This is a genomic window from Limisphaerales bacterium (genome assembly GCA_014382585.1).
GTDB lineage: Bacteria > Verrucomicrobiota > Verrucomicrobiia > Limisphaerales > UBA1100 > JACNJL01.
The window spans coordinates 49,417-67,674 of record JACNJL010000030.1; the positions used below are offsets into that span (position 1 = coordinate 49,417).

Annotated in this window: 11 protein-coding genes and 1 pseudogene; 1 reads left to right on the top strand and 11 read right to left on the bottom strand. The window is 59.4% G+C overall.

Features of this window, described 5'->3' with window-relative positions; all coding sequences use genetic code 11:
- Positions 1–14: 14 nt before the first annotated feature.
- The 8 genes and pseudogenes from H8E27_05585 to H8E27_05620 form a co-directional block, all read right to left on the bottom strand.
- The gene (locus H8E27_05585) at positions 15–1,535 is read right to left on the bottom strand and encodes a sulfatase-like hydrolase/transferase (protein ID MBC8325079.1); all 1,521 of its coding nucleotides are present in this window, start codon (positions 1,533–1,535) and stop codon (positions 15–17) included.
- Between the two features lie 265 nt (positions 1,536–1,800).
- Positions 1,801–4,381, bottom strand: a pseudogene (locus H8E27_05590) (sulfatase-like hydrolase/transferase).
- Positions 4,382–4,400: 19 nt separating this feature from the next.
- Positions 4,401–5,897 carry a sulfatase-like hydrolase/transferase gene (locus H8E27_05595; protein MBC8325080.1) on the bottom strand — a complete coding sequence of 499 codons (1,497 nt, stop codon included), beginning with the start codon at positions 5,895–5,897 and terminating at the stop codon, positions 4,401–4,403.
- A 64-nt stretch (positions 5,898–5,961) separates the two neighbouring features.
- Positions 5,962–6,405 (bottom strand): RidA family protein, encoded by a 444-nt coding sequence (locus H8E27_05600; GenBank protein ID MBC8325081.1) that lies wholly within the window; start codon positions 6,403–6,405, stop codon positions 5,962–5,964.
- 43 nt (positions 6,406–6,448) lie between these two features.
- Positions 6,449–8,350, bottom strand: a complete 1,902-nt coding sequence (locus tag H8E27_05605) for a prolyl oligopeptidase family serine peptidase (protein ID MBC8325082.1) — start codon at positions 8,348–8,350, stop codon at positions 6,449–6,451.
- 189 nt (positions 8,351–8,539) lie between these two features.
- Complete coding sequence (locus tag H8E27_05610; GenBank protein ID MBC8325083.1) at positions 8,540–9,883, bottom strand: DUF1501 domain-containing protein; 1,344 nt, start codon at positions 9,881–9,883, stop codon at positions 8,540–8,542.
- 71 nt (positions 9,884–9,954) lie between these two features.
- Positions 9,955–10,812, bottom strand: coding sequence for a hypothetical protein (locus H8E27_05615; protein MBC8325084.1), 858 nt, complete (start codon positions 10,810–10,812; stop codon positions 9,955–9,957).
- Positions 10,813–10,831: 19 nt separating this feature from the next.
- Positions 10,832–11,965: an exo-alpha-sialidase gene (locus H8E27_05620; protein ID MBC8325085.1), complete on the bottom strand. Its 1,134-nt coding sequence runs from the start codon at positions 11,963–11,965 to the stop codon at positions 10,832–10,834.
- Positions 11,966–11,970: 5 nt separating this feature from the next.
- On the opposite strand from H8E27_05620, the gene H8E27_05625 reads away from it, so the two are divergent.
- Positions 11,971–12,948, top strand: a complete 978-nt coding sequence (locus H8E27_05625) for a hypothetical protein (protein ID MBC8325086.1) — start codon at positions 11,971–11,973, stop codon at positions 12,946–12,948.
- A gap of 16 nt (positions 12,949–12,964) precedes the next feature.
- On the opposite strand, the gene H8E27_05630 is transcribed toward H8E27_05625, so the two are convergent.
- The 3 genes from H8E27_05630 to H8E27_05640 are packed head-to-tail and all read right to left on the bottom strand — an operon-like array spanning position 12,965 to position 18,198.
- Positions 12,965–14,308: a right-handed parallel beta-helix repeat-containing protein gene (locus tag H8E27_05630; GenBank protein ID MBC8325087.1), complete on the bottom strand. Its 1,344-nt coding sequence runs from the start codon at positions 14,306–14,308 to the stop codon at positions 12,965–12,967.
- 48 nt (positions 14,309–14,356) lie between these two features.
- A complete protein-coding gene (locus H8E27_05635) occupies positions 14,357–15,706 on the bottom strand; it encodes a DUF1552 domain-containing protein (GenBank protein MBC8325088.1) in 1,350 nt (449 codons plus the stop codon).
- Positions 15,706–18,198, bottom strand: a complete 2,493-nt coding sequence (locus H8E27_05640) for a DUF1592 domain-containing protein (protein MBC8325089.1) — start codon at positions 18,196–18,198, stop codon at positions 15,706–15,708. Before H8E27_05640 ends, H8E27_05635 begins: the two co-directional genes overlap by 1 nt.
- Positions 18,199–18,258: the final 60 nt, after the last annotated feature.

Consider the following 18,258-nt stretch of genomic DNA (forward strand, 5'->3'; position numbering starts at 1 on the left):
TCATTTGGGTTTCTTTATTTGTTTTTTTTATTCTTTATGGCGGAATTAGCGGCCGACTTTTCATTCGGTGAACCATAGTGCTGACTGCCTTTTAGCCACTCGTACTCCGCGTATTGGTATGGCTTGTCAGGTTTCCCCCACAAGTCCGGAGCATTCCCTGAGTTCCAGTCGGCCCAACGGGCAAGCATGCGCTGAACCTGTTCGGGGTGTGCTGCCGCAACATCCGTCGTTTCGCAGAGGTCATCTTTCAAATTGTAAAGCACCGCCTTACCTTTTGCGATCATGAGTTTAAAATCTCCTTCACGCATCACGCCTTGACGAGTCTGAGCGCGACCCGTATGCCAGAAGAGCACATCATGCGGCGCTTCTTTGGATTGTTGGGTCATGTAAGGGCGAATATCCTTGCCGTGCAGTCCGGCTTTCACCGGATCGCCCCCGGCCATAGCAATCGCAGTCGCACCAATATCCAATGACGTGACAGGCTCGTCCAGCACAACGCCTTGCGGTGTTTTTCCGGGCCACTTGACAATCATCGGCACACGCAAACCGCCCTCAAATGCCTTTCCTTTTGCCCCTTTCAAGGGGCGGTTGTCGCTGGTTCTGGCCATCCCGCCGTTGTCGCTCAGAAACCAAACCACCGTATTATCCGCGAGCCCGAGTTCTTCGACCTTTGCCAAGAGCTGCCCGACGCCTAGGTCCAACTCATAAACCATTGCCCCATAGATGGAGCGAGCCTTGGGCTTTACACCGGGAACCTGACTCATCTTCTCCTCGGGGAACTTCGCGATCGTTTCCTCCGGCGCCTCCAAATCGAGGTGTGGGGCATTGTAGGACATAAACAGGAAAAACGGCTTGGCCTCCGCTGAGCCTGCCGACGCATTCTTCTCCAGAAAACGGACTCCAGCATCGGTCAGCTCGTGAGTCAAATACCGGTCCCATTGCACCGGTTTCATATTGTGAATCAACGGCAGGGTATGATGGATGTCACGCCACCTTGCCGGCCGCTTGAGAGGATTGAACCGTCCCCTATAGGATGGATGGTCCAGCGGGTAATACATCAGCCCGCCGCTGAGGAAGCCAAACCAATCGTCAAAACCCATTGCATTGGGGTGCTGATCATTGGTCGTCCCCAGATGCCACTTGCCCACCCCGCCGGTCACATAGCCCTCCTTCTGCAAAAGGCTGGCAATCGTTTCCATCTTCGGCAGCCCCTGTTTCGGGTCGAACGGCAATGACGCATTCTTGTAATAACCGAAACTCGCCTGATGCCTTCCGGTTAAAAACCCGGCACGGGAAGGCCCGCACATCGGCCACGTTACATAGCCGGAGGTGAAGCGCACACCCTCTTTGGCCAGCGAATCGATATGCGGCGTCGGGATGTCCTTGCAGCCATAGCAGCCGACATCGTTGTACCCCAAATCATCCGCCATAATGACGATGATATTCGGGCGCGTCTGCTCCGCACTGAAAACTGGATGGGTCAGCACGGAGCCAGAGAGTAGTACTCCCAGAATAACAGACTTTTTGATTTTCATCTTAGACACCTCCTATTTTTAAACGGGACTTTCTTATTTCCATAATTAGTTTTGCCGATATCCGGCCGCCGCGGCTTAGGATCGAAGAAGCGGGCGTTTCTGTTATTTTCGTTTTAATCCCCGATTTCGTTGCGAGCGAATTCGACCAATAAGTTCGGCGAGCGTTCCGCTTGATCGCAATGCGGCCCCGCTGCGGGGGGCGAATTGCGAAGGCGCAAAGGACACAAAGAATGGTGAAGAGAAGCCTCATATGACGAGTTTGCGCTTACTGCCGCATCGGGATCTTTTGCCAACCGGCGGCATTCAGTTCCTTCGTGGTCCAGCCCGATTTGGTCAGGGTGACGGTGTTGTATTTGGCTCCGATCGGCGTGGCGCCGTCGAACTTGCCGAGGTTCTTGATGATGGCGAGCTTGGCGGGGCCGGTGATGCGGCTCAGGTCGGCGTTCGCAAAGGTGACGGCGAGATGCTTGTCGGTGGCGGAGGTTGTGCCAGGGCCGCCGCTGAAGAAGTTTTCCGTTTTCTCGGTGAGTCCTTTAGTTGGGATACCCCATGTCGCGTTGGAGAAATCAGCGCCGGCAAGTTTGGCATTGCGGAAGGCGGCCATGCGGCCAGAGAAACCGGCGATGTTCAGTGTCGCGCCGGATAAGTCAGCGCCGGTGAGGTCGACGAAGAGGAAGGGTTGGTTTCCCGTCGTGTTGATCGTCGCCCCGGAGAAGTTTACATTCCGCAAGGTGTCCTTGTACCCGAAGTTGTGGCCGGTGAAGTTGAGGGTCAGCCCGTTCAGTTTTGCTCCGTCCCAGATTGTCTTCGCGGATTCACCCAACGTATCAGTGCTCCACGATTTGATGCCCAGGGATGGAAAGTCGAGGCCGGCGAGATTGCTTCCATCTTTGAACTTCGGCGTGCTCCAAGCCTTAATGCCCTTTGGGTTTTTCAGCGTGTCCACCACGGCATTGAACGTGATGGTGCCGTTGTCTCCGATGCGGTAGTTGCCGGGTGGGCTCGGTGCGACGGGCGCTTTGTTCTCTACGGGCGCGCGCAGGGCAATGACTTCGGTTCCCAGCGGGGAGCCATCATCTTTCACCCGTTCAACATCCGTAAAGTAAGCGCCACCGGCCCGGCCGGATTCGTCGTAGAGATAGGTCCACAACTCGGACGGGCCTGCGGGAAGTTTCAGTTCCATCCGAACCGCTTTGCTGCCAGAGGGAACGGGCATCTCTTTTTCCTGTCCGGCGATCGACACCTTGGCCCGCACGGCGACCAAGGGTTTCTCGGCGACGGATGGCCATTGTCGAAGCGTGAAAGAATAGCGGCCGGCTTGTTTGACATTCACCATCCACGGGCCGGTCACCCTGGGTAGTTTTCGGATCGAGCCGAACCACCAGGGCGGATTGCCTTTTTCCATGTGCCAGTCCTGGGAACAAAGGTCGGTTGGGTTTTGATCCGGATTGCCCAGATCGATTGGCACCGGGGTCATGCGGGGGGGACACGTTCGCCCAGAATGGCTTGTAGGCTTCGCGCAGTTGTTTCGCCACCTCAGGATGCTCTTTGGAGACATCATTGCGTTGCGCGGGATCGGCTTGGATGTCGTAGAGAAACTGGTCGCCATGGTTCACCAGACGCCAGCGTTTGGTGAGCACCACCGAATGAGAAAAGGGCTGTGGCGGCAAGGCGTTTCCGCCTGCGGCGCCGTGGAATTGCACGAAGTGATGTGTTCGGGGCCATGGCTTGTTGGAGCCGGCCAGCAGCGGCTTGAGTGAAATGCCATCCGGCGCATACGCCTTCGGAACGGGGATGCCGCACAGGTCAGCCAGTGTCGGCAGCACATCGATGTGCGCGGACAAGGTATCAATATTCCGTCCACCGGTCAGTCCGCCCTTGGGCCAATGAATGAAGAAAGGCACACGATGGCCGCCGTCGTAAATCGAAGATTTCTTGCCGCGCATTCCGGCGTTGAAGCCGGACACTGCTTCGGAATCCAGACCTTCGAACTTCGCGCCCGCCGCCGTTCCGTTGTCGGTCATGAAAATGAGGATGGTGTTGTCGGCCAGTCCGAGTTTGTTCAGCCGCTGGCGCAGGATTCCCATGTTGTGATCGATGTTGGCGACCATCCCGTAAAAGTTGGCGTTGGCGACGTCCTTGGCTCCCTGGTACGGCTTCGCCCATTCCGGCGCGACATAGTACGGGCCGTGCGGGGCGTTGGGCGCGATGTAGAGGAAGAACGGTTTGTTTCGGTTGTCTTCAATAAAACGGATCCCCTCCCGGAACCAGACGTCGGTGCAGTAACCCTCAAACTTCTTAAAGGTCCCCTGCATGTTGTCAGCGGTGGCGTGTTCGTAGGTGTCGTCAAAGTAGTCGTTGCCCCAATAGTCCGACGCTTGCCCAATCCCGCCGCACCGATGCCAGAGGACATCCTGAAAGCCGCGGTCTTGCGGCCGGTGCGGCGCGTTGTCACCCAGATGCCACTTGCCGACCATCCCGGTGGTGTAACCTGCGTTTGCAAACAGATCCGCCACGGTCTTCTCATCCGCGTGCATCATGGTGCGTCCTGAACTCGTGCGATACGCACCGGTGTATCCGGGATGATTGCCCGACATCAACGCGGCTCTTGTCGGCGTGCAAAACGGGCTCACATGAAAGTCGGTAAACCGAATCGATTCCGCATGCAGCTTATCCAGATGCGGAGTCTTCAGGATCGGATTGCCATGACAACCCAGATCGCCATAGCCCTGATCGTCGGTCATCACGAGGATGACGTTCGGTCGGGCTGCCGACGCCATCGGAGCCACAATGGCCATCGTCATCAAACACACGGCGATCGCAGCCGGCAGGACTCGATTCTTCATCAGTTACAAAAGGGCTGAGTTACTTGTTGTGACGCTTGTTCTTTCCTCTTAATGGGTTGGCCCCAAATTTAATCTGGGCTTTCCCTGCCTTCAGCCACTGGCTTCTGGGGCCTGCCCAGTGGACATCGGTGCGGCAATTGTCGCCCTTCAGATTGTAGTCTCCGATGTCGGCGCGGGCTTGTTGGGCTTGCTTCAGGAGGCGTTCGACGACGGTGGGATGTTGTGCGGCTAGGTTTCGCTTTTCACCGATGTCCTTCTTCAGGTCATACAGTTCGGGCTCGGTGATGTCTTCCGACTGGCCTCCCAAATTGAAATTTCCGCCGGCTTGCCAGAGCGGTTTGGCGGGGCGCGGAAGAATCAGTTTGTAACGTTCATCCCGGACGGCCTGCAGGTGGGCTTGGAAGTAGTAATAGTGCGTTTTGACAGGGCTCTTATTTGTCTCGCCAGTGAACAGCGGGAGCTGGCTTTTGCCGTCGATCTTCCATGGCTGCGTCAGCTCAGCGCCGGCAAGATCGGCGAAGGTGGGGAGCATATCCACGATGCGGATGATGGCATCCGTTTCGCTGCCCGGCTTAATCAGCCCCGGGGCCTTGACCACGAACGGCACTCTCACGCCGCCTTCCCAGGTTTCAGTCTTTTGCCCGCGCAAAGGTCCGGGGCTGCCGGCGCGAAAGGGGCCGCCGCCCTTTTTGTTTCTCCTTTGAGGGTGATCCAGATGCAGATGCCACGGGCCGTTATCGCTGGTGAAGATGACCATCGTCCGTTCATCGAGTTTCCACTCCTTCAACTTGGTCAACAGCCGCCCGATGTGGTGATCCATTTCCTGAACCGAATCGCCGTACAGGCCAAACTCGCTGCTCCCTCGGAACTTCTTCGAGGCAGCCAACGGCCCGCTCGTATGCGCCGTGTAGTAGCACAGATAAACAAAGAAGGGTGTGTCGCGGTTCTTCTCGATAAAGCCGAGCGCCTCGTCGGTAAAGGTTCTGTCGTAGTCTTCCGGCTCCGCTTGCGTCGGCGATAACATCTCGTTGCGGAATTGAGGTCCGCCGCAAGGGCGACCGTAAAAGTAATCGAAGCCGTGCTTGATCGGGGTGATATCGTTCGGAAACTCTCTGCCATGCCCATTGAGATCCCATTTGCCGAATGCTGCGGAAACATAGCCTTTGGGCTTGAGAACCTCCGGGATCAACACTTCGTCGAGATGAACGAAGGGGTGGTGGCTGTATCTCTCATGTCGATACTGTTTCACACGCGTGGGATAGCATCCTGTCAAACAGGCCGTGCGCGAGGCACCACAGACGGGTTGGGTGTAGAAAGCCGTGCATCGCATGCCATCTCGGGCAATCGAATCGATGGCAGGTGTCTTGATTTTCGTGGCGCCGAAGCAGCCGACGTCTCCATAGCCCATGTCGTCAGCCATGATGTAGACAATATTCCACGGGCGGGTTTTTTGCTCCGCCTGCGCCACACGCGGGCACAGGAACGCTAGCAGGAGAAGAACGCGAAACGCTGTCATGGATGCCTCACTGTGCCCGCGGCCTGTGCGGCGTGCAAGTCCGGCCTTGGGGCAGGGGCGTTGTCTATTCCTGCACGATCTCAAAAATCGCCTCCACCTCCACGGCGGCGCCGGTGGGCAGGGCGGCGAAGCCGAGGGCGCTGCGGGCGTGGTAGCCGTCGCCGTCCTTGCCGTAAATCTCATGCAACAGATCGCTGGCGCCGTTGATGACAAGGTGTTGGTCGGTGAAGTCCGGCGCGGAGTACACGCAGCCGAGCAGCTTGATGACCCGCAGGCCGTTAATGGTGCCGTGCGCGTTGTGGACGGAGTTCAGAATTTTCTGCGCACAATCCTTGGCGGCGGCATAGCCGTCCTCGACGGACAAGCCCTTGCCGAGCACGCCGGTGGCGGTGCTGGTGTGGCCGCTGGTGATGAGCTGGTTGCCGCTGCGGATGCAGAGATTCAAATAGCCGGGCTCGAGCTTGGTGAATTCAACGCCCAGTTCTTTCGCTTTTTCCTCGGGAGACATGCAGGAAGGGTGCCGTGCGGTGCCTCGGGGTGCAATGATCAATTCATTGGCCGCCGGCCTGCAACTTTTTCAAGTCCGGCAAATCGTAATGCTGCAGGGCGCGGGGGTGGATGGTATGGAGATGGCGGTTGGCTTGGCGATCGGTCATCAATGTTTTCCATGAGGCCAAGCCATTGTGCAGGGTGAGCGGACTGATGAGCCGGGGCTCCAGCGCGGCGGCGTGTTGCGCGGCGGTCGTGGTTTCGCCGTGGGCGATGAGGTGGACGCGCTGGGTCTTGTGATGTTCGGCGAGCCATCGGGCGCATTGCAAAATATCCTCGGTGCGCAGGGCGAGAAACGAGCGGCCCAGGAGATAACCGATATACCAATCGGCGCCGGGGAATCGCCAGTTGCGCGTGGCGGTTTCGCCGAGGTCGCGCAGATCCACAATCATCACCGGATGCCCCGCGGCGCGTAGTTTGTTGGCGGCGGCCCGGGCGCTGTTTAACCCCTCGGTGGGGGTGATCAATACCGGCACCTTATCGCCCTCGGGCCAGTGCAAGGCGGGCAAACTAATGCCGGCCTCCGGGTGCCACACCATCGGGCGAGGTTGACCGGCATGGCGGATGAACATCATCCCCTCGGCCGGCGGCAGTTCAGCAACGCGTCGAATGCCGGTGATCTGCTGAAGTCGATCCCGCGTGAGGGCCGGGCGTTGGGCGGCCCAATGTTGTTCATCGGCAACAAACCAATCAAAAATCGAGCGCGCATCCTTGAGCAAGAGCACTTGCCCCTTCGGCGTCACCTGCAGGTCGGCATCGTTGCGCACGGGCACGTTGTCCGGTTCCTTGATTTCAATCATGCGCCCCTGCAGCCAACGGGCGAAAAAGCGGGCGGCCCCTTCGCGTAGGCGGCGACTGAAGCCGTGCTTTTCATTGGCCTCGACCAACGTCACGCGCTCGGGATGGCCGAGCACGGTGTACGCGCGTTGCGCCTGACGCAAGGCTTCCCAAGTGCCTTCGATCGGCACGAAATCCTGGGTGGCGGCAAGGATCAGCGTGGGTTTGGGGGCGCGAGCGAGGATGAAATCCGGATGATCAAAACCCTCGCGGATCTGCGCGAAAAGATTTTGCTCCGCATCGCCCGGGCCGGGGGATTCATTTTTGCGCCGGTGCGTGGTTATGAAACAACCCGGCGCCGCAGCCACGATGCGGTCATCGTACGCCATCAAAAAACTCGTCAAATTGCCCCCGCCAGAATTGCCCATGCAACCAAGCCGCTGGGCGTTCACATCCGGTCGGTCGGCCAGATAATCCAGCGCGCGGACGCCGTCCCATACCATCCAACGGCCCAGCCCGCCTCCGAGCAGAATGGGCGCCGGCCCGAGCACGGCGTGTTCGCTGGTAGGCTTGCGCGGCGCGCGGCCTTCGGCATCGAGCAGCTGCCGTCGTTCGCCTTGGCCGATGGGGTCGTAACACAGCACCACAAACCCGTGCTGCACGAGCAGGCGGTTGGCCTTTTGATATTCCTTGTACGCCTTGCCGTTGGCCGAGTGACCGCACGGATGGAGCACGGCCGGAAACGGCCCCTTGCCCGCGGGCCGGTAGACATTCGCCGTCACGTGAAATCCCGGTCGACTCTCGAAGAGCACCTTTTCGATCGTGAACCCTTCCTCGCGCAACACGCCCGTCACGTACGCATTCAGCGGCGTGCGCTCGGGCATTTTCCCGAGAGTCCATTGAAGAAACGTTTTTCGTTTCGCCTGATACGCTGCCAGTGCCTCGGGGGTTTTGAGCGCGATTTCCAGATCCTTCAGGCGCTGATCCAGCTTGGCGTGCACCAGTTTTCGCAGATAGGCGCGCATCATCTGCTGTTCTTTATCCGCATTAAAATCCGGCGGCAACACCCGCAGGGCAGCCGGCACCGTTTGCGCCGCGGCCAACAGAATGAGGATCAGGCGAACCATGCGGTCTAGTTTGGCGGGGCCAACTAAAGGGCGCAACTCTTTCGCGGCGCGGGCGCGGAGAGCGTAGACAGGGGCAAGGTGGAACTTGCCCCTCCCGAGGCCGTGGGAGGAACGAGTTCCACCTCGTCCCTATTGATAGTCCCTATGATTGAATTCGGGGATCGCGAACGGACGGCTTCCTGAAATTCCCTAGAACAACGGCAGGGGATTGCCGTCGCAGAGCTGGAAGGGGCGGTCGAGTTGATCGTGCAGTTCGGTGCGCGGGTCGATGCCCATGGCGCGGAAGGCGGTGGCGTGGATGTCCGCCGGGGAACAGGCGCCGGCCGCGGGTTCCGTTCCCTTCTTGTTGCTGGCGCCGTACACCTGACCGCCCTGAATGCCGCCGCCGGCGTAGGCCAGCGAGTAGACATTCGGATAATGATCGCGGCCGCCGTTGCCGTTCACCTTGGGCGTACGGCCGAAGTCGGTGAGGAATACCACTAGGGTTTCCTCCAACATGCCGCGCATCTCCAGGTCGGTGAGCAGGGCGGATACGGATCGGTCAAAGACAGGCAGGAGCCGGTCTTTCATTTTTGGAAAATGATTGCGGTGCGTATCCCAGTTGTCCCCACTACCGCCAGCAAGGTCGCTGGCGGAGAGGAGGGTTTGCACGACGGGCACACCGGCCTCGACCAGACGTCGGGAAAGTAGGAGGGATTGGCCGCCCATGTGGTCGCCGTACATATGGCGGATCTTGGGATCCTCCTTCTCTAGATCGTAGGCATCGCGCACCGGCGACCCGAGCAGCATATCGGCGGCCATGCGGGAATAATGATCGAGTTGCTCGTAGGCCTTCTCTTCACTGCGCGCGTTGTCCAGTTGGGTGAGCAAGGCGCGGCGGTCGGCGATGCGGCTCTTGTCGAGGTTCAGCTTCAGGTTCAGCTCGCGGTCGGTGTAGCGGTTAACGCCGCGCCACGGTTCGCCGGCCGGCGTGCGCACGAGAATGGGATCGTACTGGGAGCCGAGCCAGCCACCGTGTTCTCCAGATTGCTGGCCGCCGTTGTCGAACATCGAGTACGGCATGCGGATGGCCCTAGGGGTGCCGGCGGCCGGGTTGTGGAAATAGGACATCATCGATGCCAGCGACGGCCAGTTCTTGTTGCTCTTGGGCTTGGCCCCCACGGGGTTGTGGCCGGTCATATTCACGTACATGGCCGAGCCGTGGCCGCCGTGCTTGTGATGCACAGAGCGCACAATGGCGAGCTTGTCCGAGTGCTTGGCTAGCATCGGGAGGTGTTCGCAGAAATGAATGCCGGGCGTGGCGGTCTTGATGTGTTTGAATTCGCCACGAATTTCCGAAGGCGCTTCGGGCTTGGGATCGAACGATTCATAGTGGCTCATGCCACCCCACGTGTAGACGATGATACACGATTTGGCCTTGCGCTGCGGCGCGGTGGTGCTGGCGATGGCCTTGAAATAGGTGGGCAACGTCAGCCCAGCTAATCCCACGCTGGTGCGCAGGAAATCTCTTCGGCTATGGTTCAGGCTCAACATCGATTCTTGGACGTCCGACTGAAAGAAATCTACCGGATTAAATCGGATTTTTCAAGATTTGCCCCCCCCGATTATTTCGGAATCACGGCCAGAGCAAACTTGGTGCCTGCGACAAAATAGCCGAGCGGCTTGTCTTTGCTATCGGTCACCATCCACACGGCGTCGGAGTAGGTGTTTTGCTTGCGTTCGGCGCCCTTGGAAATTTCGCCGTAGAGTTTTTTACCGCCCCCATAGTCAACCCAGTAGAGCTTCACATTCTGGTCACTCTTGTTTTGGAACGTGATGATAAGGAAGGAGCCGGGCTTGCTCTTGGCCGGCGGTTTATCCGAGCCGCCGACGGCCAGCCATTTGAGGTTTTCCTCCGGCTTGGGTTCCTCTTTTTTCACGATCACAATCTTGCTGAGATCGACGCCCTTCACGATTTTCAGATTAGGCAGGGCCTTGTTGAGCTTGGCCACGCCGTCGTCGGTTACCTCGGTTTGCCAGACGTACAGTTGCTTGAGGTTTTTGAGGCCGCTCAATTGGTCCAGCGCCTTGTCCGTAATCTTGGTGCCGTACAGGTTGAGATACTCAAGGTTCTCCAGACCGGCCAGATGAGGGACGCCCGCATCGTCCACGGCCGTGCGTTCCAGGTGCAGGCGCTTGAGCTTGGACAGGCCCTTGAGGTGCTTGAGGCCTTCACTGGTGATTTTCGTGTCGCGCAGGTTCAGTGCCACCACGGTTTTCAGAGCCGCCACGGCGGATAGGCCGTCATCTTCGAGGTCACGGCCGCGTAGGTGAAATTCCACCTCCCACGCGTCCTGTTCCCCGGGCCAGGGCAGGACGAGGCCGCCACTTTTTTCGATTGCTGAAACCACCGATTTATCCGCAGCCAATCCCGCCGGCAGGCCGATGCCTAGGAGGAGTCCAATGATCAATGCTTTTTTCATGGAATGATTTTGTTGAGGGTTAGTTTAAATTCTTGGGAACGGATCCGTTGCCGGTCAGTTTGCCGCCATCGAGAATCCACGCGAGGTTGAACCGTGCCACGGCTGAGCCGCCTTTGGGGCCGCCTTCGAAATGATGAAAAATCATGCCTTCGGTGATGGTGCCCGGTCGGCCGGAGGTCATTGAGGAATAGGCGTGGCGGCCTTGGTACACCAGCTTCTTGATCGGCCAAGTCTTGCCGCCATCGAAGCTGGCCCACACCGTGCCGCGGTCACGGCCGGAAGGGCTGTCGCAGTTGCTGTAGATCAGGATGTCATGCCCTTTCACGGCCAAGCGCGTGAGGCCGGCCATGCAGCCGTAGTTGGTGTTCTGTGGACCGTCGGGCAGCACTTCGCAGAAGGTCAGGTTCTTCCAGGTATGACCTCCGTCCGTGCTGGTGGCGGTCCAGCGCCGGCGCGGGTTGGCGCCTTCCTCGGCCCAGTGCCGGCGGGAGTTGTAATAGAGTGTACCGTCGCTCAGCTCGGCGAGCGTCGCCTCACCGGTGCCCTTGGCGGGGAAGGGCTCACTGGCCTGCCACGTCTTGCCACCGTCATCACTGTAAATTGCGTTGGTGTAATGCTCGGGCCATTTGCTGCGATTGTTTTGGCCAGCGTACCAGCGGGAAGGGCGGATCAGACGTCCCTTGTGTTTGCCGTGGCGCAAGGTGATGCCGTGTTCGTTCATGTGCATGGACGGCGCATTGCCTTTGGAATCGGGCTTGATCTTGGTGGGAATCTTCTTCCACGACTTGCCGTCATCGCTGCTCACGTACACGTGGATCGGGGCGGGCGGATGGCGATCTTCCACAAACGCGATGATGTCGCCATTGGCTTCGTTGACGGTGACGCCGCCCGGTTGGAAGCCGGGCTTGGCGATGATAATTTCCGGTCCCCACGTCTTGCCGCCATCCTCGCTGCGCTTGGCGCGTACATGGCTGGTACCCCAAGTGGCGATGACTGTGCCTTTCATGGAAACCACAATGTTGCCGAACCGTTCGCCCTTGAAGACTTGTTGCAGGTCCATGTGGGGTTTTTCCAAATGCGGCTTCAAGGGGCCTTCCACTTCAGCGGCCGTGGTAATGCTTTGGCCCCACACCATCACGGCGGTCATCAACATAAGAAATGGTTTTTGCATACGGCCCAAGAGTGCCATCACAGCATCCGTTGTCAACGGGTTCGATCGGAGTTATTCACTGGTCAAGGCTCGAACGGTTTTCTAGGGTCGCTCATTCCATGCGCTGGTGTTGGTTCATATTGATCTGTCTGTTGGGATTATCAGGGGCGACGGGCTGTCTGACGGCCGGAGGCGCGGCGGTGCGCGGTCTGGATCCGGAAGCGAACGAGCGGGCGGTGCCATTGACTGCGGAGGAAATTGCCGCGCGGTATCGGGCGGCCGAACGGTCGCGGGCCAGTGCCACGGAAGCGGGGGTCGTGTTCACCTACCAGCGGGATATTCGGATAACCGATTTCGATTCGGAAGGCGAAGTGGAGCGCTTGCAGACCCGGCGGTTTCAGTCGTTCACCGATAATCGTGTACCCGTGCTGGTGCGGCGCGACGGCAAGGAGCCGACCCCGGAACAGGTGGCCAAGGAACATCGCAAGATCCGCAAAACGCAATTGAAGTTCTTGGGCACCCAACAACAGGGCGGAACGGCGGGCGAAGAAACGGATGAAGGCGATGCGCGATTGATCGTGCGCCAGATTGAACAGTACGGGGAACGGTTTGAGCCGCACCTGCTCGGCACGGAATCAGTGCAAGGTCGGCCGGCGTTTAAGCTGCAGTTTTTTGTGAAACCGGGCGAGGTGTTCAAGGACCCGATTGTGAACCTCGTGCTGCATCACCTGATCATCAAGGTATGGATCGACCGGGAGGAATTTCATTTGTCCAAGCTGGAGGCCGAACTGGCCAATCCGCTGTACGCCATCGGCGGGCTGGCCGCCAAGCTGGAGCGGTTTAAGGTGGTGGCCGTACAGAAACGGTTGTCATCCCGGGTCTGGACGGACGGCGAAGTGCGGGCCGAGGCGGCCGGGCGCGTGTTGTTTGATCCTTTTACCGTGCGCTTTGAAAGCACGTCCTCCGCCTTCGAGCCGCTCAAGTGAGCCGTCACGGCGCACGTCACGAATCGATCGTCTTCACATTGCCCTCGATGGGCTTGCCGGAAGTTTTGCCGACTGAATTGTGCGCTGCAGAGTTGCCTTCGCCCGGGCCGATAAACCGAATGGCGTGTTGGGCGACGGGTTGCTCTCGGGTGTCGTGCAGGGTGTTGCCGGTGAGGGTTACGTGGCTGCAGTTGTCGCCGGCTACGCCGATGGCGCCGTTGAGGAACTGGCTGCCGCTGATGTTGATGCGCTCGCATTTTTCCAGTTCCAGTAGCGCAGTGAGGTCGGGTTGGCCTTCGGCGGTTTCGTCATGGATGCCGCAGCCGGTGAAGGTGATGTCGCTGGAGCCGGTGAATCGCACGCCGGTGCCGTACGCTGGGGTGTGGCGGCGGAAGGTGTTGCCGCTCACGTTGATAAGGCGGGAGTCCTCGATAAGCAGGTTGCGGTGGTCGCAGGAATAAATCGTGTTGCCGCTCAGGGCGATGCCGTAGCAGCCGGTGAGGTGCACGTTGTTTTCCTGGCTGCCGATGATGTTGCCGCTAATGGCAAAGAGGCCGGGCGGCCGGGATTGATCGGGCGTTTCCTTGATGCGGATGTTCGCGCCCTCGGGCGAGCCGGTGGCTTGAATGGTGTTCGATGCGATGGTCACCTCGTTCACGCTGGCGCCTTCGGCAGTGGTATCGATGTAAATCTCGGCCGTCGGCTCAGGTTCGGTCTGATGAGATTTGTGGTTGTTGTACTCGATGTCGTTGCCGGTGATCTGCAGGTTGCGCACTTCCGACCGGTCGAGTCGGATGCCGCCCAGCCGGTTGTAGCTGATGTGGCTGCTAGCAATGTTGATCTGGTGCAGATTCACGCCATCGAGATACACGCCCACGCCGGTGTTGAAATAAAGGTGGCAATGACTGATGAGTACGTTGCGATTGCGTTGGATGAGATGAATGCCATGCCGACAGCGCGTGACTAGTACGCCTTCGAATACGGATTGCATCGTCTCGATCAGCTCAAATCCATCCGCCTCCGCGTGCGCGCCCTCCACTTCGATGTTGCGGATGGTTGGTAGGCGTTGATGTGAGGCGACGTTGCCCTTGCGGCTGCCCGGATCGCCCGTGCCGCCATGCGTGCCCACCAGCCGGAACGCCGGTCCCTTGCCGGCCATCACCACCCGCGCCGTGCCGCCCGTGCCGTCGATGCCCAACGGTCCGCGTTCGGCGAGCTTGATCTCGATGGGCTGGGTGATGCGATAGGTGCCCGGCGGAAAATGCAACACGCCGTCGCCCATCGCCAAGGCGTGCTGAATCGCCTCGGTATCATCCGCCTTCCCATCCCCAATCGCCCCAAACCGCGTCACATTGCTCATGGCAAAAAACTGCCCGCACACACGAACGCTGTCAACGGTGCGGGGCGGTTAGGCCTGAAGATCCGCGATCTTGCCAGTGCTGTCGGCGTATCTTTTCTGGTTGATACCGAGGGCGTGGAGGTGGGTGAGCCAGAGATTGGCTAAAGGAGTGCCGCGTTGGCAGTTGATGTGTTGGCTTTGCCGAAGGCCCGTGGCGGTGCCGCCGGCGACGACGATGGGCAGATCATTGTACTGGTGCGTGGTGCCGTCGCCCATGCCGGCACCCAGAGTGAAGATGGTGTTGTCCAGCAACGAGGTGCCGTTGGCTTCCTCAATTTTGTCCATCCGCTTGAGCAATCGCGTGAAGGCCAGCACATGAAACTGATCGAGCTTCAGCAGCTGCTCCACATGACGGGCGATAGAGTGAGTCATGGCGTGGTGGCTGTACGGTTTGTCGAGGATGCCTTCCCAGTTCGTGGCGGTGGTCCAGCGCTCGGGACCAACCATGAGGGTGCCCACTCGGGTGAGGCCGGCTTGCAGCGCGGTGACGAGCAGGTCGCCCATGAGGTGAATGTACTCATTGCGCGGTAGATGCTCAGCGGGCCGCTTGACCCTCGCGGCGGCGAGCTGGGTCTTCATGTTTTCGATTTTATCCATGCGCGTCTCAATGGTGCGCACGGCTTCGAAATATTCCTCGAACTTGCCGCGATCGCCGGTGCTGAGGCGGCGCTGCAGGGCACGGGCATTTTCCAGTGCAAGATCGGTGATGTTGCGCGATTGCGTGTGGGCCTGCGTGCCGAAGAGGCGGTCATAAATCTTGCGCGGATTACGCATGGACGGCGCCACGTGGCCGGTGGCGTACCACGACATGTTGTCGAAATAGATCGATTCGATGTTGTTCTTGTGATCGTTGCAGCTCAACTCCAGCGTGGAGTAGGGCGTGGCTTGGCCGATGTGATCGGCGACGATGTGGTCCAGCGTGCGGGCCAGCGGATACGCCGAGCCTTTCACCTCAAACGGCGCCACGCTGGTGAGGAAGCAGGAGGCACATTGCGCGTGCGAATCGGTGCCGTGCTGAAAGGTGCGGTCGAGCCCGGTGATCAGCGAAATCTTTTTGCGCATCGTGTTGAGCGGCGCGAGCGTCGGGGTGAAGGTGAGCGGATGGGTGCCAATCGGCACGGTCTTGCCCTCGAACCGCCACACGTTGTTTTGCCCTGCAAACTTTGGCAGCGCGCGGTCGCCTTCGCCTGGGAAAAACCCGCGGCGCGTGATGCCGTTGGGCAGGTAATAAAACGCCATGCGTTTGGCGGGGCGGGCGTTCTTTTCGCCATTGGCATGTGCGAGGCTCTCCAGCCACGGCAGACCGAGCATGGCGCCGCCGGTGCAGGTGAGAAATTGGCGTCGGGAAGTGGGAGGAATCATGGTTTTGCGTTTAACGTGTTCTTGTGATGAAAGGGTTCGCTCAGGGCTACGGCCTTGAGGATGGCGCGGAGTTGATCCTCGCCGGTCACGGCTTGGGCGGCCATGGCCTCCAGCGCCGGCGTATCGGCCGGGCCCAGCTCGCGGCCGAGCGCATAGCTCAGCAGATGCGCGATGAAGCCGCGCACAAACCGCGGTTTTTGTTGTACGAGCAGTTTTTTAAATTCGTTGAAGTCGGCAAACTTGTGCTGATTAAAGAGCACGTTGCTGACATCCACCTCGCGACCGTTCTCATACTTGTCGCGCCACACGCCGGTGGGGCCGAAGTTTTCCAGCGCGAACCCGAGCGGGTCGATCTGGTTATGGCACCCGGCGCAATCCGCGCGCTTACGATGGGCCGCGAGGCGTTCGCGGATGGTGAGCTTGGCGAGATCTTCCTCGTTCGATTCATCAAGCGGCGGCACATCGGCCGGCGGCGGTTCGGGCGGGTCATTGAAAATCACGGCGTTGATCCATGTGCCGCGGGTGATCGGCTGCGTGCGTGAGGGCGTGGAGGTCATCGTGAGCACTGCCGCGCTGGTGATCAACCCGCCGCGGCGCGGATCGGTGACCGGCACGCGTTTGAATATCTGCACCTGCACATCGCGCCCGCCGCGATTGTGGCCGGCGTAGTTGGCTTTCAGCATGGTGCTCTCCCAGGTGAAATCCGGAGCGATCAGGTCCATGACCGAACGGTTCTCGACTAGCACGGTTTCGAACAGCAGCAGTGGCTCGCTCATCATGTGCATGCTGGTGCGGTAGCCGTGGTAGTAAAAATACGGGAACTGTTTCGGGTCCGGAATGGAGGTCACCAACCGGTCGAGCTGTAGCCATTGGGCGGGGAAATTATCGAGAAACCGGCTGACCTTTTTGTCGTTCATCATCCGGTCGATCTGGGCATTGAGCACCTGCGGCTCGCTCAGCTTGCCGGTCTCGGCCAGCTCCAGCAACGTGTCATCCGGAATGCTGCTCCAGAAAAACTGCGCCAACCGCGTGGCCAACTCGAAATCATTGATGCGCTGTCGGCCGGCCGGTTTGCTGCCGGGATTCGGGCTCTCGTAGATGTACAGAAAATCCGGCATGCCCAGCACCGCGCTGACCACCTGCCGCATGGCTGATTCCCACGTCGCGCCGGCGGCCAGTTGTTGTTCGGCAAATTTCGCAAAGCGCTCCACCGTGGCCGGTTCGGCTGGTTGACGGAAGGCCCGCCGCAGCAGCTTGGTGATGCGATCCCGCACGGCTTTGGCTTGTGATGTTTCCAACTGCGGCTTGGGCGCCGCCTTCAGACCGGTGTGGTCGATTTGATCCAAACCAAAATAGAACCGCGCGGATCGCTCATCTTTGCCCGTGCATTTAAACGCGAGCGTATGCGGTCCCGGCGCGATGGCAGCGGTTAGCTGATGCTCCATGCGCGTTACGCGTGTGTCGTACAGGTTCACCGTTGGCCCGATTTTTTTGCCATCCAGATAAATATCAAACGTGCCGTAATCGCCCGCCCGCGTGAAGCCGAGCCGCAAGCCGGTGGCCGCTTCGGTGGCGATCCATTTCACCTGCAACTCGCGGTCCGCCCCTCCATTACGCCAAAACAACTGCGCATCGCCACTCCATTGATTGCCAAAACCTTTCATGTCCTGCCGGCCCGTCGGATCCTTGGGCGGTTGAGCCACCTGCACTTGGGCCGCCGCTTCCGCTTCCAGCCGACCTCGCACCGCTCCGCGTGCCGGTTGGCCCGGCGCAGCAAAGAGCCAGTTCCAGCTTTTGCATTCCTTCGCGTTGATGTCCGGACTCTCGGCGATGGTTTGGCTGAGCTTGAGGAACGACTCCATCAACAACGGCGACATCGTCAAATGATCCGCGCGGTTATCGAACCCATGCTCCGCGCGTTTGTCCTGCGGAAAGGCCGACACGCCGCGAAACCCTTCCGGCCGCTGGTTGTCGATATCCTTGCTGAGCGGCCGACTCGAAACGCGCACCTCGTTCGGCATCTTTTTAGAAGCCGGATTGAAGTAATCGCTCCGGCGGCGCAACAGCCTTTCGTTCATCTGAAAAATATCGCGGTCCAGCTCCAGCAAATCCACCACCGCGTTGTTGTACTGAAACCGGTTCATCCGTCGCATCGGCGTCGCCAAAAACGCCTGCTCCTTCGCCGCCACACTTAATAGGCCGCGCAGGGCTTCGATCAGTTGCTGTCGATCCGCCGCCCGCATGGCCGGCTCGTCTTCCGGTGGCATCTCGCGATCTTCGAGCACGGCGATCATGTCCTCCAACAACACCGGCCGCGCCTGCAAATCCGCCATCGTCTTGAACGGCAGCAGATTCACTTTCCCCTTCACCTTGCCGTCCTGCCCATGGCATTTCACACAATGCGCCTGGACCAACGCCAACGGCTTCGCTGCGCGGGTCGATGTCCCGAGCAGCATCAGGGCGATGCACGTAAAAATCCGCATGTTCATCCGAACCATTTCCAAAATCCTGACGCCGTGCATTGAGCCTGTCAATGGTGCCCGTAATTC